19 protein-coding genes are annotated in these 23,079 nt (G+C 69.2%); 7 read left to right on the forward strand and 12 right to left on the reverse strand.

Annotation, left to right across the window (positions count from 1 at the left end):
• Window positions 1-35 precede the first annotated feature (35 nt).
• Window positions 36-773 carry a class F sortase gene (locus tag EFY87_RS02215; RefSeq protein WP_123269707.1) on the forward strand — a complete coding sequence of 246 codons (738 nt, stop codon included), beginning with the start codon at window positions 36-38 and terminating at the stop codon, window positions 771-773.
• Window positions 774-794: 21 nt separating this feature from the next.
• Here the strand turns inward: EFY87_RS02215 and EFY87_RS02220 are convergent, their stop codons facing one another.
• A complete protein-coding gene (locus tag EFY87_RS02220; protein WP_245988307.1) occupies window positions 795-1,649 on the reverse strand; it encodes a prephenate dehydratase in 855 nt (284 codons plus the stop codon).
• Window positions 1,650-2,179: 530 nt separating this feature from the next.
• Between EFY87_RS02220 and EFY87_RS02225 the strand changes: the two genes are divergently transcribed.
• Window positions 2,180-4,354, forward strand: a complete 2,175-nt coding sequence (locus EFY87_RS02225; RefSeq protein ID WP_123269709.1) for a hypothetical protein — start codon at window positions 2,180-2,182, stop codon at window positions 4,352-4,354.
• Between the two features lie 64 nt (window positions 4,355-4,418).
• On the opposite strand, the gene EFY87_RS02230 is transcribed toward EFY87_RS02225, so the two are convergent.
• From EFY87_RS02230 to EFY87_RS02250, 5 genes are all read right to left on the reverse strand, one after another.
• Window positions 4,419-5,282 (reverse strand): DUF5926 family protein, encoded by an 864-nt coding sequence (locus EFY87_RS02230; protein WP_123269711.1) that lies wholly within the window; start codon window positions 5,280-5,282, stop codon window positions 4,419-4,421.
• A gap of 52 nt (window positions 5,283-5,334) precedes the next feature.
• Window positions 5,335-6,195, reverse strand: coding sequence for a P1 family peptidase (locus EFY87_RS02235; RefSeq protein WP_220093459.1), 861 nt, complete (start codon window positions 6,193-6,195; stop codon window positions 5,335-5,337).
• 16 nt (window positions 6,196-6,211) lie between these two features.
• Window positions 6,212-6,637, reverse strand: coding sequence for an ATP-binding protein (locus EFY87_RS02240; protein WP_245988309.1), 426 nt, complete (start codon window positions 6,635-6,637; stop codon window positions 6,212-6,214).
• Window positions 6,638-6,689: 52 nt separating this feature from the next.
• On the reverse strand, window positions 6,690-7,514 hold the full coding sequence (locus EFY87_RS02245) for a glycerophosphodiester phosphodiesterase (protein WP_220093460.1): 825 nt from the start codon (window positions 7,512-7,514) through the stop codon (window positions 6,690-6,692).
• A gap of 83 nt (window positions 7,515-7,597) precedes the next feature.
• Entirely contained in the window at window positions 7,598-9,046 is a 1,449-nt protein-coding gene (locus EFY87_RS02250; RefSeq protein ID WP_123269715.1) for a UDP-N-acetylmuramoyl-L-alanyl-D-glutamate--2,6-diaminopimelate ligase, read from the reverse strand.
• A gap of 300 nt (window positions 9,047-9,346) precedes the next feature.
• On the opposite strand from EFY87_RS02250, the gene EFY87_RS20185 reads away from it, so the two are divergent.
• The 4 genes from EFY87_RS20185 to EFY87_RS02280 all read left to right on the forward strand — a co-directional run bounded on the left by EFY87_RS20185 (window position 9,347) and on the right by EFY87_RS02280 (window position 13,933).
• Entirely contained in the window at window positions 9,347-11,449 is a 2,103-nt protein-coding gene (locus EFY87_RS20185; RefSeq protein WP_158607469.1) for a hypothetical protein, read from the forward strand.
• A 113-nt stretch (window positions 11,450-11,562) separates the two neighbouring features.
• A complete protein-coding gene (locus EFY87_RS02270; protein ID WP_245988311.1) occupies window positions 11,563-11,997 on the forward strand; it encodes an HNH endonuclease signature motif containing protein in 435 nt (144 codons plus the stop codon).
• Between the two features lie 84 nt (window positions 11,998-12,081).
• Window positions 12,082-12,831, forward strand: a complete 750-nt coding sequence (locus tag EFY87_RS02275) for a class I SAM-dependent methyltransferase (RefSeq protein ID WP_148043217.1) — start codon at window positions 12,082-12,084, stop codon at window positions 12,829-12,831.
• 58 nt (window positions 12,832-12,889) lie between these two features.
• Window positions 12,890-13,933 carry a M56 family metallopeptidase gene (locus EFY87_RS02280; RefSeq protein WP_148043218.1) on the forward strand — a complete coding sequence of 348 codons (1,044 nt, stop codon included), beginning with the start codon at window positions 12,890-12,892 and terminating at the stop codon, window positions 13,931-13,933.
• Between the two features lie 9 nt (window positions 13,934-13,942).
• On the opposite strand, the gene EFY87_RS02285 is transcribed toward EFY87_RS02280, so the two are convergent.
• The 5 genes from EFY87_RS02285 to EFY87_RS02305 all read right to left on the reverse strand — a co-directional run bounded on the left by EFY87_RS02285 (window position 13,943) and on the right by EFY87_RS02305 (window position 20,696).
• A complete protein-coding gene (locus EFY87_RS02285) occupies window positions 13,943-14,335 on the reverse strand; it encodes a BlaI/MecI/CopY family transcriptional regulator (RefSeq protein ID WP_281276137.1) in 393 nt (130 codons plus the stop codon).
• A complete protein-coding gene (cydC, locus tag EFY87_RS02290; RefSeq protein ID WP_123269729.1) occupies window positions 14,329-17,643 on the reverse strand; it encodes a thiol reductant ABC exporter subunit CydC in 3,315 nt (1,104 codons plus the stop codon). Before cydC ends, EFY87_RS02285 begins: the two co-directional genes overlap by 7 nt.
• Window positions 17,640-18,689 (reverse strand): cytochrome d ubiquinol oxidase subunit II, encoded by a 1,050-nt coding sequence (cydB, locus tag EFY87_RS02295; RefSeq protein WP_123269731.1) that lies wholly within the window; start codon window positions 18,687-18,689, stop codon window positions 17,640-17,642. Before cydB ends, cydC begins: the two co-directional genes overlap by 4 nt.
• An 18-nt stretch (window positions 18,690-18,707) precedes the next feature.
• The gene (locus EFY87_RS02300) at window positions 18,708-20,153 is read right to left on the reverse strand and encodes a cytochrome ubiquinol oxidase subunit I (protein ID WP_123269733.1); all 1,446 of its coding nucleotides are present in this window, start codon (window positions 20,151-20,153) and stop codon (window positions 18,708-18,710) included.
• 87 nt (window positions 20,154-20,240) lie between these two features.
• Window positions 20,241-20,696 (reverse strand): MarR family winged helix-turn-helix transcriptional regulator, encoded by a 456-nt coding sequence (locus EFY87_RS02305; protein WP_245988313.1) that lies wholly within the window; start codon window positions 20,694-20,696, stop codon window positions 20,241-20,243.
• A 43-nt stretch (window positions 20,697-20,739) separates the two neighbouring features.
• Here EFY87_RS02305 and EFY87_RS02310 point away from each other — a divergent pair, with 43 nt between their 5' ends.
• Window positions 20,740-21,672 (forward strand): pirin family protein, encoded by a 933-nt coding sequence (locus tag EFY87_RS02310; RefSeq protein WP_245988315.1) that lies wholly within the window; start codon window positions 20,740-20,742, stop codon window positions 21,670-21,672.
• 325 nt (window positions 21,673-21,997) lie between these two features.
• Here the strand turns inward: EFY87_RS02310 and EFY87_RS02315 are convergent, their stop codons facing one another.
• On the reverse strand, window positions 21,998-23,002 hold the full coding sequence (locus EFY87_RS02315) for an aldo/keto reductase family protein (RefSeq protein WP_123269879.1): 1,005 nt from the start codon (window positions 23,000-23,002) through the stop codon (window positions 21,998-22,000).
• Window positions 23,003-23,079: the final 77 nt, after the last annotated feature.

Consider the following 23,079-nt stretch of genomic DNA (forward strand, 5'->3'; position numbering starts at 1 on the left):
GATCCGGTCCGCACACCCGATGACCGAGGATTCGCATGGAGACCCGCAGATCGAAGCGTCGGTCCCGCAAAGTCGCGGGGGCGGCGATCGCAGCCGGCGTCGTCGTGCTGATCGCAGGTGGCGTCACGCTCGCGACCGCGCTGCACCACGACTCCGCCGGCGCGGCCGCGGCGGAGTCCGCCGGCACCCTCAGCTCGGGTGGAATCTCCGCACACTCCTCGTCGGCGTCGAAGTCGGGCAGCGCCAGCGGCACACACGGCAAGACCCACCTGACCGCCCTCCCCAACCCAACCGGCCACAGCACCCGGGTGCCAATCGCGAATCCCGCTGGGGCGCCGTGCATTCCGCGCAACCTCAACGTCGCGGGAGTGGGCATCGACGAGTCCGTGGTGCCGATGGGCACCAACGCGCAGGGCCAGATCTATCCGCCCCCGCACACGACCCTGTGGTACGACCGCTCGGCGCAACCCGGGCAGGACGGCATCGCCGTGATCGCCGGTCACGTCACATATGACGGCCCCGACAACTTCTACAACCTGCGCAATGTCGAGGTCGGCACCCGCGTCACCATCACCTGCGCGAACGCCAAGGTGGTCAAGCTGACCGTCACCGGCATGCAGTCGATCCCGAAGCCGGCCCTGACCACCGACCAGCGGGTCTGGGGTGCCAGCGCGACCCCGGTGGTCACGTTGGTCACCTGTGACATCAAGTCACCGATGATCGCCGGTCACCACCTGAACAACTTCGTGGTGTGGGCCAAGCCGATGGCGTAGCGACCTCGCCTATCCGGCCGGTCAGACGCGCTCGGGAGCTGCCGGGTAGACGCCGAGGATCTTCACGTCGGTGGTGAAGAAGCGCAACTCGTCCAGCGCCCGCGCGAGCGCAGGCTCATCCGGGTGGCCGTCGACCTCACTGAGGAACTGAGTGGCCGCGAACCTCCCGCCGACCATGTAGGACTCCAGCTTGGTCATATTGATGCCGTTGGTCGCGAAGCCTCCGAGCGCCTTGTAGAGAGCGGCCGGGATGTTGCGGACGTTGAAGATGAAACTGGTCACCATGGGTCCCGAACCCACCGGCGGCACCACGAAATCGCGCGACAGCACGACGAACCGGGTCGTGTTGTGGTCCTCGTCCTCGATGTCGTCCCGCAGCACCTCCAGCCCGTAGATGGACGCGGCGAGCGGCGGGCTGATCGCCGCCATCGTCAGGTCGCCGGCCTCGGCCACCTCACGCGCCGCGCCCGCGGTGTCACCGGAGATCACCGGCTCCAGACCGAGTTCGCGGATCACCTTGCGGCACTGCCCCAGCGCGTGTACATGACTGTGCACCGTGCGCAGCTGGCCGGTCGACACACCCGGCACGGCCATCAGCGCGAACCGGACCCGGTGGAAGTGTTCGGCCACGATGTGCAACCGGCTGGCCGGCAGGAAGTGGTGTATGTCGGAGACGCGTCCCGCCAGCGAGTTGTCGATCGGGATCAGCGCCAGGTCGGCTTCCGGACCGCCGGAGTCGGTGCGCTCGACCGTGGCGAAGACGTCCTCGAACGACGCACACGGCACTGCTTCCAGCTGCGGATATTCGCGTTCGCACACCGTGTGCGAGTTGGAGCCGGGTTCGCCCTGATAGGCGATGCGTCGAGGTTGGATCACCCGCGAAGCCTACGGAATGTGCCGCATGCCGGACAGCCCGGTCACTGCGTGGACAGCGTTCTGTGGTTCCGTCCCGTTGTCGCGACCGTCGCGCCTCCGGGACGCCATACCACCGATTTCGCGTCCCCAACTCGCGACCGTCGCGCCTCCGGGACACCTTCCGCGCCGAATCCCGTCCCTAACGCGCGACCGTCGCCGGTTAGGTACAGGTTTCACGCGAAATCGCATGCCGAAACGGCAACCGTTGCCGGAAATGTACGCCCGCGCCCGGATTTTCGCCCGCAAGCTGCTGGTCTCGCGCGATCTTCACGCCCGAGTGGGAACTTACTGGCGAGTATGGCGTGGTTACCCGGAAGTAACTGCCCACTCGGGACAGTCGTCGCAGTTGTGGGCGCCGCGGCCGTCCCGCACTCGCGACCGTCGCGCCTCCGGGACACCACACACCACACACCACACGCCAGGCGCCGTCCGCCATACCACCAGCCGAATGAGCACCGGCGCCGAATGCTCGGTCCCGTACGCTGTGGCTGATGTTCCGACGGTGGCTGGCATGGGTGGTGGGCCTCTCGGTCGTCGCCGTGGCCGGGTCGTTTCTGATCTCCTACCTGACCCAGTGGCCGGCGGCCAAGGCGATTCAGCAGCCCGGACCGATCATCGTGATCAGCGAACCCGCGCTCGCCTGGGATCAGGTCAGCCCCGAACGCACGCCCAACCTGTGGCGGCTCGCCCGTGACGGCGCATCCGGGTCGCTGACGACACGCAGCCTCAGTTCGCACAGCTGCGACTACCAGTCGTGGCTGACGTTCGGCGCTGCGAAACGCACGAGCTACGGCCCGGTCGTTGCGATGACGCCGCCCGGCAAGCGGCCGGCTCGGTGCCCGGGACCGCCATACCCCGCCCTGCTGGCCGCGACGCCGGCCACGGGCGCCGGAGCGCCGGCGATCTACACCAACTGGGCCAAGCTGCGCACTCGCACGCTGTCCCGCTCGGTCCCGGCCGACCCGTCCAATCTCACGACCCGGCTGACCCGGGCCGGCCAGTGCATCACCGCAGCCGGTCGCTACGCGCCACTGGCTGCGGCCACCTCGACCGGGCGCGTCGAGCACTACGTCGCCGACCCGTCCACCGTCGACCTGACCTCGTGCCCGGTCACCTTCGTCAGCCTGGCGAAGCGAGACGATGCGCAACTTGGCCGGCTGCTCGCCCGGGCTCCCGCCGACGCGACCATCGTCGTCGCCGGCTTTGCGGACGGCAAAGGTCCCGAGTTGCTGCACACGGTTGTCGTGAGCGGCCCGGGCGTGCCGCACGGACTGCTCACGTCATACTCCACCCAGCAGCCGGGGGTCGTGCAGCTCACCGACCTGAGCGCATTCGTGCTGGCCCGGCTCGGCGCCGCTGCACCGCAGCTACCCGAGGGCCGTTCCCCGATGGTGCAGCCTCGCCCGACCGGCACCAGCGCGATCACCGACGCGTCGATGGTCGCCATGCAGCTGCAGGTCGAGCACGCCCTGTCCGGTGACTTCCTCACTCGCTATGTCGTGACGATGGCGGTGCTGCTCGGCGCCGGCGGCGTGTGGTGGCTGGTCCGGCGGCGGCGCGCCCGCGCCGGCCAGCCGGTCGGATCGGGAACGCTGCTGCGGTGGTTCGTCAGCGGGTCGGCCGCACTCACCGCCTCGATGCCGGTCAGCACTTGGCTGATCGGACTGGTCCCGTGGTGGAACGCGGCCAATCCGCGGACCGCCCTCGCCTGGGGCATCGTCGGCTTCGCTGCGCTGATCGCGGCGCTCGCCCTGCTGGGCCCGTGGCGCCGCCACCCGGTCGGACCGCCGGTCTTCGTGGCGACGGTGACGCTGTCGGTGCTGTTGCTGGACGTCATACACGGCACGCCATTGCAGTTCGTGTCGGTCATGGGCCTGCAGCCGGTGTATGGCGGGCGCTTCTACGGCATGGGGAACGTCGGCGACTCGCTCATGGCGACGTCGGCACTGCTCATCGCCGCGCTGCTCGCCGGTGTGCTGCGCGGCAAGGGAAACCCCAGGCTCGCAGCAGCCACCGTCATCCTGATCGGCCTGGCTACGCTGGTGATCGACGGCACCCCGACGTGGGGCGCGGACGGCGGCGGGCCGCTGGCGATGTTCCCGGCGTTCGCCTACCTCGCGCTGAACGCGGGCGGGCTGGCGCTGACCTGGCGGCGCGCGGCGCTCATCTGCGGCACCGCGGTCGGCGTGGTCGGCGTCTTCGCGGTACTCGACTATCTACGACCGCCGAAATACCGCACGCATCTGGGCGATTTCGTCGCCCAGATTCGCTGGCACCGTAACTTCTCCGGCCTCGAGCCGATCGTGACCGCCAACTGGAACATGCTCAGCAGCAACGTCTTGACCGCGATCGTGCCGCTGATCCTGCTGCTGTCGTTCGCCGTGATGCTCACCCCGAACCACTGGCCCGGACGATTGCTGATGCCACTGGTCAGGCGGGTGCCGTTGCTCGGCGAGGGCATCGCGGCCATCGTGGTCTTCTGGTTCATCGGCTTCGTCAGCAACGACTCCGGCGTGTCGATCCCGCCCACCGGATTGCTGCTGCTCGCACCGCTGCTCATCGTGCTGGCGGCCTCGCCGACGGCCACGCCATACATCCGGGAGCGGCTACGCGGCACGCTGGCGCATCCCCGCACGCGGGAGGATCCGGCAGCCGACTCGGAGTAAGCATTCCGATCCGGGGTCCCCGCGAAGTATCGCAGCGACGAAGGAGCGGAGAACTTCGTGGGGTTTAGCGAATCGTGATCTGCCGCGACACCAGGCCGGCGCGGGCCCGGCGTTCGGCGTCGGTCAGGGCATCGCCGGCACGCACCGACGCGAGGGCCTCATCGAAGCGGCTGGCGAGTGCCCCCATCCCCTCGTCGTATGACGCAGCGTCGCTCCCCGGGTCAACCTCCCAGACCGGCACCAGCAGTCCGCAGGTGCGGAACGCGCCGAGCAGCCGGCCGTCGCTCAGACCGTCGCTGCCGGCAGCGTGCAATCGGGCGAGCGCGGCTGTCGCCTCGTCCTCCGCGTGCGGCAAAACCCAACGGACGTAAGTGCGTTCGCCGATCTTGCACCAGTATGCCGAGGGCGTCGACGGCAGCGCTTCGGTCGGAGAGATCGCGGCGTTTGCCTGCTCCAGGGACGCGGCGACCGAGTCGTCGAGCGCGTCCTGCTCGACCCAGAAGTCGAACCCGTCATGCAACTGCGGCTCGATCGCCTCGTCGGTGACCAGATCCTGCAGCCGCGGCGTCTCGGCGGTCACCGGCGGCGTCGTGGGCAGCGGCGTACCGGGCTCGGACTGCAGGGTGGCGATCAGGGCCGCCGCCAGGTCACGCGACAGGTCGCCCGAGCCGCCGCCGGACTGCGTGGCGACGAAACGCTCGCCGTCGGCGCGGTGCAGGCCGGCCCAGGCGAGGGGAAGCACCGTTGCAACAGTTGCCGCGTGCTCGGCTCCGTCATACGTGAAGGTGAGGCGTGCGGTGGCGGCCGGCAGCAACTCCCGCATGGCGACCCAGCCGGTCTCGCCGGGCAACCCGTCGAACGGCCTGGCGGCAAACGGAACTCGCGCCGGCTTCTGATGAGCGCCCTTGCGGCGCGATGCCTTACCCATAAGGGTCCACCTTACGCACGACGAGCCCGCCCGAGACCTCGACCGTCGAAGGTTAGGTATGCACCGTGCCGCGGATCGCGTCTGTCACGGCCGCGAGGGCGAGCAGCCGGATGACGTCGACGGGCGCGTCGATCCGGCCGGTCGCAGCGGCGACGAAGGCGTCCCCGTCGAAACGCGTGTGCGGCGGGGTGATCGTGCGGGCCAGCCCGTCGTGCGCGCCCTGCGCGACGATGCGGCAGCCGGTCTTGTCCAGCCGGGCGTTCGTGGCGACCAGCCCGATCGTGGTGTGCGTACGGTCCGCGCCGAAGACCTGCTGCAACCGCTCCGCCGAGGCGAGATCGACATCCACGGATCCCAGGTCGACGTCGCCGAAAGCGTTGAGCACCACCAGTGCCCACACCACGACATCGCCCAGCTGCCGGGTCGCGACGCGCACGCCGCCGGGCTGGGCGCCGTCCGGGCCGCGCCAATGGCTGACGTAGGCGCCGGTGCCCGCACCGACCTGCCCGGTCGCCGGGTCGTCGGCTGCTGCGGCAAGTGCCGCGGCATACCCCTGCTCGGGGCCGGGACGGACGTCGGCGGCGCCGACGGCCAGGTCGAAGAGGCCGAGCGCGGGCACGATCGGGACCGCCCCGCCCGGCGTGGGAACGCCACGGCCGAGTTCCTCCATGCGCCGCATCACCCCGTCGGCAGCCGCGAGCCCGAACGCCGAACCGCCGGTGAGCAGCAGCGCGTCGATGCTGCTCACCGTCTTGTCGGGTTCGAGCGGAGTCAGCTCGCGGGCAGCCGGGGCTCCGCCCCTGCACTCGTATGACGCGACAGTCCCAGGCGGGAATTCGACCACGGTGCAACCGGTTCGGGACGTTGCGTCGGTCCAGTGCCCGACCTTCACTCCGTCGACGGGGATCGGCACGAGGGTCCGTCCGCTCTCAGATCCGGCGCCGGGAGGCGCCACCGAGGGCCGCCCACACCATGGTGTGGCCGTCGTCGTCCGAGACTCCCCACTCATAGGCGAGCGAGCGCACGATGCGCAGCCCCCGGCCGCTCGGCGCCCAGTCGGCCTGTGGTTTCGGCTTCGGCTGTTTGCCCGAACCGCCATCGGTCACTTCGATTTCGACCCGTGGCGGGCGAGCGCGCCATCGCGCGCGGACCGTGCCGTCCGGCATCGGCCGCCCGTGCAGGATCGCGTTCGCGACGAGTTCGGCGACCACCGTCTCGGCCTCCTCGACGACGGATTCGGGCAGGTCGCCGGCGTGGAGATCCGCGACGATCTCGGCGCGGACTTGCGGCACCGAGTCGATGGTCCACGGCAGCCGGACCGTTCGCACCCAGGGATCGGCCTTCTTCTCACTCACGCCCGACATCATGCCCGACCGGTGTCACCTCTCGGCATCGGCTTGCTTGACGTCACCGGTCGGCATACGCGTCGTCCACCATCTGCCGGGCAAGACCGGGACGGTTGGAGATGATCGCATCGACACCCAGCCGCAGGCACAGCTCGATGTCCGGCTCTGCGTCGACGGTCCACACATGCACCTGGTGGCCGTAATGATGTTGCCGCGCAACGAATTCCGGGTTGCGCCGGATGATCCCCAGCCACGGTCCCACGATGGCGACATTGGGCGGCAGCCCGTCCCGGAAGAGGGGCGAGGTGCTCACCTCGATCAGCTGCACCCGTTGCAGATGCGGCGCCAGCCTGGCAATCCGCTGGATGGCCATGGAGGAGAAGGACATCACCCGCACGACGGGCTTGTCCGGCGCAGGCCGCAACAAGTCGAACTCGGCCAGCACGTCGACGAGCCGGCGCTCGACCTCCCCGGCATACCGGGTGGGGTGCTTGGTCTCGATGACCAGGTCGGGCTTGCGTTCGCTGGCAAGAGCCGAGCGGATCAGCTGCCGCAGCGTGAGGATCTTGGCGTGATGCCGGTCCGGCTGCTCGGCGTCGCCGGCATGGGCGACTTTCCAGCTGCCCCAGTCCATTCCCTCCAGTTGCGCGAGCTCCAGTGCGGAGACCACGCCGCGGCCGTCGGAGGTGCGGTTGACCCGGCGGTCATGCACGCAGACCAGGTGCCGGTCGGCGGTCAGCCGCACGTCGCATTCGAGGCCGTCGGCGCCTTCGGCGATGGCTCGCTCGTAGGCACCGAGGGTGTGTTCGGGGTTGTCGTGACTGGAGCCGCGGTGAGCGATGACCTTGGGCGGGCCGCCACCGAGCGGTGAGCCGATTGTGCGCACGGGAACATCGTTGCAGGGTCGTTGCCGGACGCGTCGGCGACCCGCGGAAAGAGTCGTCCGGCGCCGCGGATCGCGGCACCCGGTCAGCGAGCGGCGAGCAGTTCGGTCACCACGGTGGCGTCGTGGAAGGGGACGTCCCCGGACGCGAGGTGCTGCACCCGCTCGTGCCCCTTCCCTGCGACGACCACGACGTCGCCGGGACGCGCCTCGCGCAGCGCGGTGTCGATCGCCTCGCGCCGGTCGGGCACGACACGGGTGTTGGCCGGGTCGGCGCCCGCCAGCACTTCGCTGGCGATGTCCTGTGCGTCCTCGTAATAGGTGTCGTCGGTGGTGATGATGGCGACGTCCGCGAGCTCGGACGCGACAGCGCCCATCTTCGGCCGCTTGTCGCGATCGCGCGCACCCGCCGCGCCATACACGCACAGCACGCGGCCGTCCCCCGCGACCTCGCGCGCGACCTCGAGCACCGCGCGCAGTCCGACGTCGGTGTGTGCGTAGTCGACGACGACCTCGAACCCGCGCTCGAACGCAGCTGGGACGCGCTCGAATCGCCCTGGCACTTGGCCCATTTCGAGCACCGCGCGGGTGAGCACGTCCGGCGTCATGCCCATCTCGAGCGCGATGCCGGCCGCCCCGGCGACGTTGTGTACGTTGTAGCCGCCGAGCAGCGGCATACGCACGGCGAGCGAGCCGTGTCCGGGCGTCACCAGGTCGAAGACGGTGCCGGCGCCGTCGCGGCGCTCGTGCTCGATGCGATAGTCGGCGTTCGCGTCGGTGCCGAACGTCAGCGTGCCGTCGATCTCGCGGGCCAGCCGGGCGCCCCACGCGTCGTCGGCGTTGGCGAGCTTGGGCCCAGCCGTCCATTCGAAGAGCTTCCGCTTGGTGCGGTAGTAGTTCTCCATGGTGCCGTGCAGATCGAGGTGATCTCGGGTCAGATTGGTGAAAATAGCTGCGGCATAACATGTTCCGTCAACTCGATGCAGATGTATGCCGTGTGAGCTGGTCTCGAGCACCACGTGCTGCACACCGGCATCGCGCATCCGCGCGAGGTTCGCCTGGACACTGGTCGCCTCGCCCGTGGTGCGCACCGCCAGCTCGTGCTCGGAGCCGACGATGACCTCCGCGGTCGTCATCAGGCCGGTGGCCGCCTCGCCATACGCAGCGCTGAGGATCGCGTGCAGCACGTATGACGTGGTGGTCTTCCCGTTGGTCCCGGTCACGCCATAGACGGTCAGGTCGTCCGAGGGATGCCCGGCCAGCTCGGTCGCCAGCGCCGCGAGCGCGATGCGGTCGCTAGGCACCACCGCGGTCGGAACCCCGGGAACTGGCTGTTCGGCGACGATCAGCGTCGCCCCGCGCTCCAGCGCCTGCGGCACGAAGTCGGCGCCGCGTGACGTGAATCCGTTGATGGCGACGAACGCCCCGCCGGGCACGACGGTGCGGGAGTCGTGCGTGACGGCGACGATCGGCCCCGCCAGCGGGGGCACCTCGACGCCCAGCACGCGGGCGACGCTCTCCTGGTCCAACGGCATCGCAGGAGCGTATCGGGGACCGTTCCACCAGTCTCGCTCCGGCACACCGGGAGCCGGCAGTCGATGTGCTTCGCTAGGGTCATCTAGTTATTTCCGAAGATATCCACATAGTCGCCGATCGCCACCTGGCGGCGCGCACCCGGTGATCGATCCGGGTGAAGGTCACGAAGCAGTCTCACCGGCCTTCTCGATGGCCGGATCGGCCGCTGATCGTGTCAGACTCGGGCGGTACGACGATGAGCAGGCGCGGGCAGCACCACCCGGCAGCTGCACCGCCACCAGGAAAGACGACGCACCCAGATGACCGAGCCTGATCACGACCTCCCGGCACGCCCGGCGTTCGTGCTCCGCGTGCGGGCGGGCGCATCGGGTGCCGAGACCGGCTGGCTGGACGACGAGCAGGTGATTCCGCCTCCGGGCGTCAGCATCCACCGGGCGCTGATCCGTGCGGCGCGCAGCCGCGCGGACCGCACTCAGCCGGGCAGCACGATCCGGGTGATGGGGGTGACTCCGGACGGCGCGGTCTTCCATCTGGGCATCGGCCCCGACGGCGCCGCCTGGGAGGTGCCCCCACCGCAGCAGGACGATCCGCAATCCGTGCCCGACGAAATCTCGCACGTCGCGCAGTTGCAGGAGCGGGACGGCCGGCTGGTTGGCCTCGTCGACGACGAGCCGGTGCCGCTCGTGCCGGGCGAGGACCCTTACGAGCAGTTGCTGCACGAGGCGCGCCGCCGCGCGGACCGGTATGCCGCCGGGCGCACCGTCCGGGTGCTCGGCCGCACTCCGGATGGCAGGGAGTGGCAGATCGCACTGGCCGCCGACGGCACGCAGAGCATCCTGCCGCCGCCCGAGTCGTCGCAGCCGCCCGCACCAACGGAGACCGCGGCCGCCCCGGCGCCTGCAGCTGTCAACGCGTTCCGCCCGGTCGATCCGGCAGCAGTGGCGAAGGCCGAGGAGGCTGGCGAAGCGGCACCGCCGGTCGCCGACGAGCCGGCGCCACAGGCGGCATACGCCGAGCCCGACGACGAGGAGGCTCCGACTGCCGACGTGCCGGAACCCGCGGCACGCACAGCTGCCATGAGCACCCTGACCGACGACCTCGGCCGCCCGATCCGGACAACCACTCGTGCCTCGGTGCTGCCGGTGTATGACGCTGCCCCACCTGCACCGGCGACCGCCACGGCAGGATCCGCCCCGGCATACGACCAGGGCGAGCCGGGCAGCCTGTCACGCCGGCGGCTGCTGCTCGGGGGCGCCGGCGTGGTCGTGCTCGCGGGCGCGGCGACCGCAGGGTACGTGACGCTGCGCGGCAACAGCAGCACTCCGAAGTCATCGCCGACCGCTGCCACGGGGTCGCCGCTGCCGGACGGCTTGCAGCCGCCGGCGGGACTGCCCGCGAGTTATCTCTGGTTGGTGGTCAATCTCTCCGACATCGCGCCGCGCCTGGCGGTGACGGGCTCGCAGCTGATCTGCACGGTTGACAACGACACGACCGGAGGCACCCAGCTGGTGTCGCTGGATGCCACGAGCGGCAAGGCGCAGTGGAAGGCCGACCTGCCACTCGACGCGATCCTCGCGGGGGGTCCGACGCTGTGCCCGATCGATGGCTCCACCTCTATCCTGCTGGTCAGCCAGAACCAGATCATGGCCTACCCGCTGGGCGGTGGAGACCCGAAAACGTGGCCGTTACAACACAATTGGAACGCCCCAATCACACCGAGCGGGGTGATCGTGACCAAGCCGGGAGACCCGGAGAATGCGTACGTCCTGCTCCACGACACCCTGACCCGGCGGGCCGTCGAGAAAGGCACCAATCCCGTGGCCGTGCTGCGCGACGGCACCGTGGTGACGACCGACTTGCACGGTCACGTGTGGCTGTCGGCCGACGGGACGAAGGCGCCGAAGCCGACCACCCTGCAGGCGCCGAAGGGGACTGTTCCGGGGACCTTCGTCGCTGCCACCCAGAACCAGCTGATCACCGCGTTCGTGCCGCGTGACCGGCCGACCGCCTCGATGCTGCGGTCGTTCAGCCTGCCCGATCTCACCCCGCGGATGACCACGGCCGCCATCGAACCTGCGGTCTTCCCGAGCACCTTCATGCTCGCGCCGGACGAGAGCTGGGCGGTCGGCAGCAACACCTGGATCAACATGGCCACCGGCGATACCCGGCTGATCACCGCTCGCTGGTCGCCCATCGCGATCTCGGCGCACAACACCTGGAGCAAGTCCGGGGAGAGCATCCTCACCGCGGACGACACGGGCAAATATCTCGGCCCCGCGAAGGAGACCGGCGGCCAGGTGATCGTCCCCCGCGGCGGCACCGCGCAGCTCGCCTTCTGCGCCGGCTCGGTCGCCAATGAGACGACCCTGTATGCCGTGCCCGTCACGCCGTCTGCGGAGTGACGGGCTGGGTTGTCGAACGGCCGGCGTTCGAGCGCCGAGCGGGGTAGTTCCGCACCGAGCGGGGTAGAACGGCCATCGGCACCAGCAGCAAAGGCACCAACAAGGCAGCCCGGGTGCAGGTGCGGCGCCTGTTCACCCACCCCGGCACCGGCGACCTCATCGGCATGGAATCGAGGGCCCGCACCTACCCCGGGCTCCTCGCCCACCTCATCAAACTGCGTGACCACACCTGCCGCACGCCGTTCTGCATCGTGACGATCCGGCACATCGACCACATCCGCCCCCACGCCACCGGCGGCGAAACCACCGAACGCGACGGCCAAGGACTCTGCGCACGCTGCAACTACCTCAAAGAACACCCCGACTACACCGTCACCGGCGATGCCGGCGAAACCACCACCTCCACCGGCAGCCTCGTCGCAACCAGCCACCCACCCAGCCCGCCCGGGCTACCCCCACCCACCCGTCACACACCGAACGCACCCTCATCGACTTCATCTGGATCCAGGACATCTACCGAGAAGCCAGCTGAGCTACGTGCTCAATAGTTCGGCGCGCAGCGGACTCGCGCGAGACAGACCGGGGACGAAACTCAGGTGCGCACTCGGGCTCTCGTGGGCGAGGGTTGCCTGATGGCGACCGACGTAATGCCCGGCCATTGGTACAAGAACTACGAGCGCGGGCGACCCGGTTACCCGAACGCGGTCCTTGACCTGGTCGACCTCGCACCAACTGCGGCGGTGCTGGACGTCGCGGCTGGCACGGGGAAGTTCACGCAGCTACTGGCAGCACGGTTCAGGCGTGTCGTTGCCGTCGAGCCGGACCACGAGATGCGGCACATGCTCACGGTCGCGTGTCCCGAAGCGGTGTGCCTCACGGGCAGCGCGGATCGCCTGCCGGTCGCGGACGATTCGGTTGACGCAGTGTTCGTGGCCCAGGCCTTCCATTGGTTCGACAACGAGGCGACGTTGGCCGAGTTCGCGCGGGTTCTGCACCCAGGCGGGGTCGTGCTAGTGGCATGGAACGTCGCGACGGGAGAGGTGACACCGGACATCTCGCCCGTCCTGGAGTTGCTCGCGCCGATGTGGCCGGACGAGTTCGGCTTCCCGCTGGACATGTTGCGCGGCGACTGGAGCCCGACCTGCTGGAAGCTTCCATACGCCCGGGCAACGTTCAGCGACATCCGCACTGCGCACTTTGCGAACCCTCAAAGCGTTGACCCTGAAGGCCTGGTCGCGTTCTTCGGCTCCATGGGGTGGATCGCAAACTTGCCCGACACCGAACGGCTGCCGCTCCTCAAGGAACTGCAATCGAAGCTCACCTCCGACCACTACTCGCTGCCGTGGCGAACGCGCATCGAGTGGACTCAATCGATCGCGTGAGTGCATCCCCGATTGACAAGCGAGCCGGCGTTTCTTCCGCGCTGTCTCGCGGAGGAATGTGAAGAGACGACGATCCGGATCGAGCGGGCCATTTCGGCACTGGCACTGGTGTAGCGATCCCGGCGCCGGCACGCAGCGCAAGATCACCCACAAGGCGACCAAGCGCTCAACCTCACCAGGTCACCGGGCACGTGCGGCCGGCCTGGGCAACAATGACACCGTGCTGACCGTCGGATTGCTCGTGGTCGCGGTCCTGCTCACCTGGCCGGTGCCGCGACTGCTGCCGCGCCTCACGCTGCTCGAACACGTCCCCGGCGCAACCCTGCTGCTCTGGCAGGCGGTCGCCCTCTCCGCCATCTTTGCCGCCGTCAGCCTCGCCCCGATGGCGATCCTGCAGACGGTTCGGCACGGGCGGGAGATCCCGGCGCCGGCCGCGAACTATCCGATGCTCGCCATCGGCCTGGTCATCTCCGGGCTGGTCATCGCCCGCCTCTTGCTGCAAGGGCACCGCATCGGACGCGACCTGCGCATCGCCCGGCGCGAGCACGCCGAACTCGTCGACCTGCTCGGGGTGAGTCCCGACCCCGAGGGTGGTGACGAATCCATCACCGTGCTGGCACACCCGACGCCCACGGCATACTGCATCCCTGGCCGCCGGCACCGGGTCGTGTTGACCGACAGCACGATTCGGTCACTCCCGGCCGATGAACTCAGCGCGGTGCTCGCGCACGAACGCGCCCACCTGCGGCTGCGTCACGACCTCGTGCTCGAGTTCTTCACCGTGCTGCACACGACGGTGCCCCCCGCCATACGCAGCGATCTCGCCCTGCGAGAGGTGCGGCTGCTGATCGAAGCCCTCGCCGACGAGTCCGCCTGTCGCGCAGTCGGCCCGGTGCCGGTGGCACGTGCGTTGTTGCAACTCGCCGGTGCGAACCACCCAGGCGCCACCTTGGGTATGGCGGGCGCGGCGCAACGCCGCATGGAACTGCTCGGCGACACCGACGCGCATCGGGGGCTGGCAACGGCCGTCGCGACCGCGGCCGTCCTGGTGCTCTGCGTGACCGGGTGCCTCGCCTGGGGCGCGCTGCTAGGCCTCGCCTGACCCGACGGCTCAGCGCGACTGCTTGCGCTCGACCTCCGCGAGCCCGGCCCGCAGCACGTCGAGGTCCTCGGCCGATGCGTTGTCCAGGAAGTGCAACAAGGCCGCCTTCCGGTCCCCCGGCTCGAGCGGATCCAGGCTGGACTGCAGCACCTCCGCGGTGAGCTCGTCACGCCCGGACGCCGCGCGATAACGCCAGGCCCGGCCCACCCGCTCACGACTGACAAGGTGCTTCTTGGCCAGCCGGTCGAGCACGGTCATCACCGTCGTATACGCCAGATCCCGGTCGGTGAGCCGCTCCAGCACCTCGCGCACCGAGAGCCAGCCGTCCTCGGGAAGCGCCCACAACTGCTCCATCACGGCGCCTTCCAAGTCACCGAGCCCGGACCGTGCTTGCCTCACCACGGCGACACCGTAGACCCGCTAGCTGTGCCCGCCGCGCCAGCCTCCGCCGGCTCGAGGACCGCCGCAGCGTCCGGGGCCAGCGCGAGCGCACGGTCCGGCGCCAGCTCGGTCACCGCCTGGTGCGACACCGCGACCATCGTCGCGCCCGCGGTCGCGGCGCGCAGATCGGCCAATACCGTCCGGGCCGTCGGCCCGTCCAAGTGCGCAACCGGCTCGTCCAGCAGCAGCACCGGCCGGTTCGCGAGCACCGCTCGCGCGATCGCCAGCCGCGTGCGCTCTCCGCCGCTGATCGCCCGGCCGTCGCCGAGTTCGGTGTCGAGACCACGCGGCAACGACGCCAGCCACCGGCCGAGCCCCGCATCCACCAGGGCCCCCGCGACCGCGGCATCACCTGCCCCCGGCTGCGCCAGCAGGAGGTTCGCCCGCACCGAACCCCGGAAGACGTGCGGCTCGTCGTCGACGACGGCAATGCGCGAACGCACGGCATACAGCGATTGATCGCGCGTGTTGCGCCCGCCGAACTCATAGCTGCCGCTGCTCGCGTCGAGGTGTCGCGCCAGCACCGCGAGCAGCGTCGACTTGCCGGCGCCGTTCGGCCCGCTGACGCTGACCCGCTCGCCGGGGCGCAACGTCAGCTCGTCCAGGCGTAGGTCGTCGTGCACACCGGTCCACGAGGCCTGTATGTCGCGCAACCGCATCCCCGACGCCGCGGCCGGTTCGCCGGTCGCGTGCGGACTCGCGTCGTGCACCGCTGGCTCCTGGCCGACCAGCTCGTCCAGCCGATCGCGCGCCTGGACCCCACGGGCCGCCGCACCGACCGCGTCCGGCAGTTCGCCGAGCACGACGGTCAGCGCGAGTGGTCCGAGCACCAGCAGCGCGGCAATCGGTGCAGCGACTTCTCGGTGCAGGACGGCAGCCTGCGCGACAAGCGCCATGGCCACCACGCCGAGCCCGGCGATCACTGTGGTCAGGCCGGTGCCCAGAGCACGACCCCGGGCTCCTCGCCCGACCGCACGCTGCGCGGCCTCTCCTGCGTGGTCCAGCCGGGCGAGCAGTCGCTGCCCCAGCGAAATCGCCTGCACTGCGGTCAAGTTCGTCGTGATGAGCTGCGCTTCGCGGTTGACCGCCGCTCGCGCCCGGAGGGTATGACGCTGCGTCGACAGCTCCACCCGGTAGTCCCACCAGGCAACCGCGCACGCGGCCAGCACCACACCGGCGAGAACCAGACCACTGAGCGGATGCAGGATCGAGGCGACCACGAGCGCAAGCAGCGCGGTCAGCGCGGCACCCACCAGCGGGACGAGGCTGCGCACCTGCAGATCCACTTCGTCGTCCAGGTCGGCGACGGCAGCCGTCAGCACATCGGCGCGGCGCCGCCGGCCGAGGCGCGCCGGCGTCAGCGGGATCAGCCGCTCGTAGAGCGTGGCCCGGCGCGACACCAGATCGCCGAGCGCCGCGTCGTGCGAGAGGATTCGCTCGACGTAGCGCAGCACCGGACGCCCGATCCCGAAGGCGCGCACGCAGACGATCGCGACCAGCAGGGTCAGCACCGGCGGCCGGGTCGATGCCTGCACAATCAGCCACCCGGACGTCGCGGTCAGGGCGACGCCGCAGGTGGAGGCGAGCGCTCCCACGACGGCGGCACGTAACACGCCCGGCGCCGGGCGCCATACCGAGGTGGTTGTGTGCGGTTCCGTCGGCACAGGGTCAACGGGGAGTGACGTCGGCGCCGAGGTGCCGCGGCGCACCGCGGCGGGGCGTGGAGCAGCCGGCTCCGGACCTACCGGATCGAGCCGGATGACGTTCTCCGCCAACGCGATCAGCGAGTCGCTGTGCGTCGCGACGACGACGGCGCGCTCCGCAGCCAGGTCGAGGATCAGCGACTCCGCCAGCTCCTGCATCTGCGGGTCGAGGTGCGCAGTCGGCTCGTCGAGCAGCACCACCGGGGCAGACGACAGGCGCGCACGAGTGAGGGCAAGCAGCGCCCGCTGGCCGGCCGAAAGTCCGAATCCGTCGTCACCGATCGGTGTTTCGAGGCCGGCAGGTAGCCGGCGCAGCGGCTCGGGCAGCCACCGCGTCCCGGCCGGCAGCTGCGTCCCGAGCGCCAGGTTGTCGGCCAGCGTGCCGGGTAGCAAGAAGGGCCGCTGCATGGCGTAGTGGACGCCGGCGTCGTGCACCACGCCCGCTGTCGGGGCACGCAACCCGGCCAGCAGATCGAGCACGGTCGTCTTGCCCGCTCCCGACTCGCCGACGAGCACGGTCAGCCCGGTCCGGCGCGCGACGTCCAGGTCGCGCACGACCATGGTATCGGTCCCGGGATAGCGGTAGCTGACCCCGGCCGCAAGCAGGTCGCCGGAAATGGGGGTGTGCTCGAACGGCGTTGCCTGCTCACGCAACTCGGCGATCGCCTGCGCACCGTCGGCGGCCGCGTGAAACTCCTGACCCACCCGCCGGATCGGCCAGTACGCCTCCGGCGCCAGCAGTATGGCGATGAGCCCCACATGCAGGGACACCTCCCCATGCACCAGCCGCAGCCCGACGGAGACGGCAACGATCGCCACCGAGATCGTCGCGAGCAGCTCCAGAGCGGCCGAGCTGAGGAAGGCGGTGCGCAGGGTGCGCACTGTGGCGCGACGCAGCTTCTCTCCGACCGCGCGCACGACCCCCACCTGGTGCTCGGCCCGCTGGTAGTTGACCAGTGTCGGCAGCCCGCGCATCACGTCGAGGAAATGCCCTGTCAGCCGGTCGGTTTCATCCCACCGCGCGGCGGTCTCCGCCTTGGTGTGCATGCCGATCAGCGCCGCGAAGACCGGGAGCAGCGGCACGGTCAGCACGACGATGAGCGCGCTGACCCAATCCGTAAGTGCCAGCGCGACCAGCGCGAGCGCGGGCACGACCGCGGCGGCCACGAGTGCGGGGAGGTAGCGGGCGACATACGGTTCGACGGCCTCGGCGCCCAGCGTCGACCGGCTGAGCATGACGGTCTCGCTCGGTCGTTCGTCGACCGGGCGCGCCAGCCAGCCTTCGACGGCGCGGCGGCGGAGCACCCGCGAGACACACGAACCCGCCCACGCCGCAACACGTTCGGCGGCTCCGGAGACGACGCCGCGCACCACGAAGACAACCAGGACGGCCACGACCGGTCCAAGCAGGTGGTGGCCATCGACCACGGCCACCACCAGGCCGGCGACCACGATCGCCTGGGCGATCGCGAGCGCTCCCTGCACGACCCCGAGCACCCCGAGTGCGCCGAGCGGGCGTCGCACGGCGGGCTCGGAGCGGACCAGGGCCGGATCGAAGGGCTTCATCTGCCGACTTCGACCTCGGCGAGCGGATCACTTTGCGGCGCAATGTGATCCGTGCTGATCCGCTTGCGGAAGACCCAGTAATTCCACGCCGAGTAGACCAGCATGATCGGCGTGAAGACGATCGCCGCACCGGTCATGATCTGCAGTGTCAGGTGCGAGCTCGCCGCGTTGTGCACCGTCAGGCTGAACGCCGCGTTGGTCGTGCTCGGCATCACATCCGGGTATGCCGCGAGGAAGTAGCACGCGACCGTCGCCGCGATCGTGGCGAAGGTGCCCGCGAAGGCCAGCCCGTCACGACCGGCCCGATCCGCCACGAGCGCCCCAAGGAAGAAGATCACGCCGATCGCCGCGACCACCCACGACCACACCGTGCCGGTGTGCACGTTGACCCAGACCAGCAGCGCGACTGCCAGCACCGCGGTGACGGGTGCGACCCGCCGGGCGACGGCCCGAGCGTCGTCCCGGATCGACCCGGAGGTCTTCAGCGCCAGGAAGAACGCACCATGCACGAGGCATACCGCGACCAGTGTCACGCCGCCGAGCAGGCTCATCGGGTTGAGCAGTGTGAAGAAGTTGCCGGTGAAGTTGCCCGCCCGGTCGACGGGCACCCCGTGGATCAGGTTGGTCAGTGCGACACCGACGAGCAGCGGCGGCAAGATCGATCCGATGATGATCGTGGTGTCCCAGCCGGCACGCCACTTGTCGCTGTCGCGCTTGTAGCGGTAGTCCAGCCCCATGTTGCGCACGATCAGCGCGACCAGGAGCAGCAGCATCGCAAGGTAGAAACCGCTGAACATCGTTGCGTACCAGGCGGGGAAGGCCGCGAACGTCGCACCGCCGGCGGTCAGCAGCCACACCTCGTTGCCGTCCCAGAACGGGCCGATGGTGGTCAGCATCGTCCGGCGCCGCGTGTTGGTCTCTTCCTTCGTGCCGCCGCGGCCGATCACCGCGAGCAGCATGCCCACACCGAAGTCGAAGCCTTCGAGCACCAGGTAGCCGGCCCACAGGAGGCCGATGATTATGAACCAGAACGTTTCCAGTGACATCGTGAATCTCCTAGGCCCTTAGTACGAGAAGGCCAGCGGCTCGTCGTCCGCGGTCTGCGTGGTCGGTTCGTACGGCTCCGCGCCACGTCTGGTGTAGTCGAGGAAGAGCTTGATCTCGATGACCGCGAGGACGGCATACAGCAGTGTGAAGACGACCATCGAGGTGATGACCGTGCCGGCCGACACACCCGGGGAGACACCGGTCGAGGTGGTCATCACGCCATACACCAGCCAGGGCTGACGACCCGTCTCGGTGAAGATCCAGCCAAAACTGTTGCCGAACACCGGAAGCAGCGGCACGGCGATGCCGGCAACGACCAGCCAGCGCGGAATTTCCCCGCGGCCCTTGCGGGTCAGCCAGAGGACCGCAAGGGAGATGAGCACGGCCAGCATGCCGATGCCGATCATCAGCCGGAAGGACCAGTAGGCGAGCGGGATGTTGGGTGTGAAGACCGCGTCGGCCGGCTGGACATAGAGTGCTGGCTCGCCGCGCGCCGCCGCTTCCTGCGAAATCTGCTGGGGCAGCTCACGTTTCAGCTGATTGACCCCTTGCACCTTGCCGCTGAACGAGCCGGTGGCCAGGAAACTGAGCACGCACGGCACGGTGACCGCGAACTTCTCGTGCTCTCCGTTCAGCGAGCCGACGGTGAACAGGGAGAACTCCGCGCAGCTGTCCTTGGTGTTGTAGAGCGCTTCTGCCGCAGCCATTTTCATCGGTTGGACGTCGGTCATCACCTTGCCCTGCGCGTCACCGGTGATCGCGACCAGGACGCCCGCGATGAGCGTCACGACGGCGCCGGCACGCGCGGCCTTGCGATACATCCCCTTCTCGTGCTCGTGCTTGCGCATCGACCACAGCCCGACGCCCATCACCATCGCTCCGCCGCACAGGTATGCCGCGGTGAGCACGTGCGGGAAGGTGACGAGCTGCACCTTGTTGGTGAGCACCGCAATGAAGTCGGTCAGCTCGGCGCGGCCGGTCTTCGGGTTGTACTTGTAGCCGACCGGGTGCTGCATGAAGGAGTTGGCGGCGAGGATGAAGTATGCCGACAGCACCGTCCCGATGTGCACCAGCCAGATGCACGCGACGTGCAGCTTCTCGGGGATGCGCCCCCAGCCGAAGATCCACAGGCCGAGGAAGGTCGACTCCATGAAGAACGCGAGCAGTGCCTCGAACGCCAGCGGCGCCCCGAAGATGTCACCGACGAACTTGCTGTAGTCCGACCAGTTCATCCCGAACTGGAACTCCTGCACGATGCCGGTGACCAGGCCGAGCGCGAAGTTAATGGTGAAGAGCTTGCCGAAAAATTTTGCCAGCCGGAGCAATTCGGGATTTTTCGAGCGCATGTACCACGTCTGGAAACCCGCCACCATCGCCGACAAGCCGATCGTGATCGGCACGAAGAGGAAGTGATAGACGGTGGTGATGGCGAACTGCCACCGGGCAAGATCGAGGGCGTCCACGCCGCCTCCTACGTTGGCTACTACGAACTGTCGTAGGTCAGCGTACTACGGTAGGTAGTAGTTCCGCAGCCATTCTCCCCCGGCTGGTCAATCCGGCTCGCCGGAGGGCACGCGCAATGCGGTGCGCAGGCGGGTGAAGACGCCATCAAGCGCGGTCACCTCGTCAGCGTCCAGGTCGTCGAGAAACAACTCGCGCACCGCGGTCAGGTGCGCCCGCGCCGCGGCGTCAAACTTCCGCGCCCCGGCGTCGGTCAGGCAGGCATGTATGACGCGAGCGTCGCTCTCGTCACGCTCCCGGCATACCAGCCCACGACGCTCGAGCACGTCGATCTGATAACTCAGCCGGCTGCTGGAGAAGACCATCGCGCGCGCGAGGGCGCCCATCCGCAACCGGCGTTCGGGCGCTTCGCTGAGCAGCAGGAGCACGTTGTATTCGGGGAGCGACAGGCCCGAAGCCTCGCGCAGCCGGTCGTCGAGCGCCTGCTGGAGCAGCACACTCGACTCGAAGTAGGAGCGCCACATGCGCACGCGTGAACCGCCCACCTGCCCACCCTAACTTCAAATTTGAGACGTTATCGTGTATGGCGTGACCACCCTGGACCGTCTCGAGCCGCGCGAGGTGCCGCTCGGGGGCGTGCGCGCCATTCAGGTGCGTCGCACTCTTCCGCACCGCGACCGGACGACGATCGGCGCCTGGTGCTTCGTCGACCATTTCGGCCCGACCACGACCCCGATGGACGTGGCGCCGCATCCGCACTGCGGCCTGCAGACCGTGACCTGGATCTTCGACGGGGAGGTGGAGCATCGCGACAGCGCGGGCAACGTGCAGCTGATCCGGCCGGGTGAGGTCAATCTGATGACCGCCGGGCACGGCATCAGCCACTCCGAGGTCTCCCGCGGGGAGACGGTCCACGGCATACAGCTGTGGGTCGCCCAGCCGAATGCCGGCCGGGACGGCGTCGCGGGGTTCGACCACTTCGTCACCCCGGTGACCGAACTGCCGGTGATGTCCGGCACGGCGACGGCTCGCGTGTTCGTCGGCGCCCTGGAGGGCGTGTCCTCTCCGGTGCGGACGTTCTCCCCGCTCGTCGGCGCCGAACTGCAGCTCAGCCCCGGCACCGCGCTGGACCTGGCGGTGGATCGCACGTTCGAGCACGGCGTGCTGCTCGACAGCGGCGCCCTCACCATCGCACCAGGCGATGCGATGGAGGAGGAAGCCCTCGCCCTGCAGCCGGCCGAGCTCGGCATCATCGAAGCGGGCCGCGAACACATCCGCTTCATGAGCAGTGACGAGCCAGTCCGCGCCGTGCTCATCGGCGGCGCCCCACTACACGAAGAACTGATGATGTGGTGGAACTTCGTCGCTCGCACCTATGAGGAGATCGTCGCCGCGCGCGACGAATGGCAAGCAGACTCAGGCAGATTCGGTCAGGTCGAGGGGTATGACGGTGCGGTCGCCCGCATTCCCGCCCCCGAGTTGCCGCCGGTGCGCCTCAAGCCGCGCAGAAACCGCCACTGACGGGTCGCATCTGCGTCATACCGCGCGCCATACCCGACGCAAACCTCGACCGTCGAAGGTTACGCACGCCGAACGCTGCGCCGGGCCTCAGCGCCTACCAAGCACAGTCGCTGCTGGTTGGTGACGCCGAGCGCGCAGGAGATCACGCCGCGTTGGCAGCGGGAATACCTGCTGGCCTCGCCGCAGACCCACCCTGCCCTCGCGCTCGTCGCCCCGCATACCGGGGACTCGCGGTGATTCGCCGCCGTTGACGGTCGAAACGGCCGCTGACCCCGCAGCTGCGGGGTCAGCGGCTGCTCCAGCCGTCAATGGGCGAGCAGGTAGGTCACGCGACCCGGTGCGGGGGTGACTTCGTCAGGGACGGGTCGCGTTGCGCCAAGGCGCCGATCGCTTCGTCGATCCGCGTGAGCACGTCCGCGTCCAGGTGCACGCCGGAGGCCGCGACGTTCTCGGTGACCTGCTCGGGCCGGGAGGCTCCGATGAGCGCGCTCGCGACGTTATCGTTCTGCAGCACCCAGGCCACCGCGAGCTGCGCCATGGTCAGCCCCGCATCTGCCGCAATCGGTGCGAGCTGCTGCACGGCCGTGAGGGTTTCGTCGTTCAGGAAGTGCGCGATCATGTTCGCGCCGCCCTTGTCGTCGGTCGCGCGACTGCCGGCCGGCGGCTGCTCACCCGGCCGGTATTTCCCGGTCAGGATGCCCTGCGCGACCGGGGACCAGACGATCTGCGAGATGCCGAGCTCCTCACTCGCGGGAACGACCTCGGACTCGATCACCCGCCAGAGCATCGAATACTGCGGCTGGTTCGAAATCAGCTGGACACCAAGCTCTTTCGCGAGTGCATGCCCGGCGCGCAGCTGCTCGGCGGTCCACTCGCTGACGCCGACATACAGCACCTTGCCCTGGCGGACCAGGTCGGCGAACGCCTGCATGGTCTCCTCCAGCGGCGTCTCGTAGTCGTAGCGGTGCGCCTGGTAGAGGTCGACGTAGTCGGTGCCGAGACGACGCAGCGAACCATTGATCGACTCGTGGATGTGCTTGCGGGACAGGCCGGTGTCGTTGTGACCCCCGGGGCCGGTCGGGAAGTAGACCTTGGTGAAGATCTCCAGGCTCTCGCGCCGCTGACCCTGCAACGCCTCGCCCAGCACGGTCTCCGCAGCCGTATTGGCGTAGACGTCAGCGGTGTCGAAGGTCGTGATGCCGGCGTCCAGCGCCGCGCGCACGCAGGCGATCGCCGCGTCGTTCTCGACCTGCGACCCGTGGGTCAGCCAGTTGCCGTAGGTGATCTCCGAGATCTTCAGGCCAGAATTGCCGAGGTAACGAAACTCCATGTCCTCCACCGTATGCCGGTCGGTTGGAGCACTCGCACCCTGCTCGGTGTTCGGCCGCCGCACGCACCCGACGGATG

Origin of the sequence: Flexivirga caeni (genome assembly GCF_003724155.1) — a bacterium.
GTDB lineage: Bacteria > Actinomycetota > Actinomycetes > Actinomycetales > Dermatophilaceae > Flexivirga > Flexivirga caeni.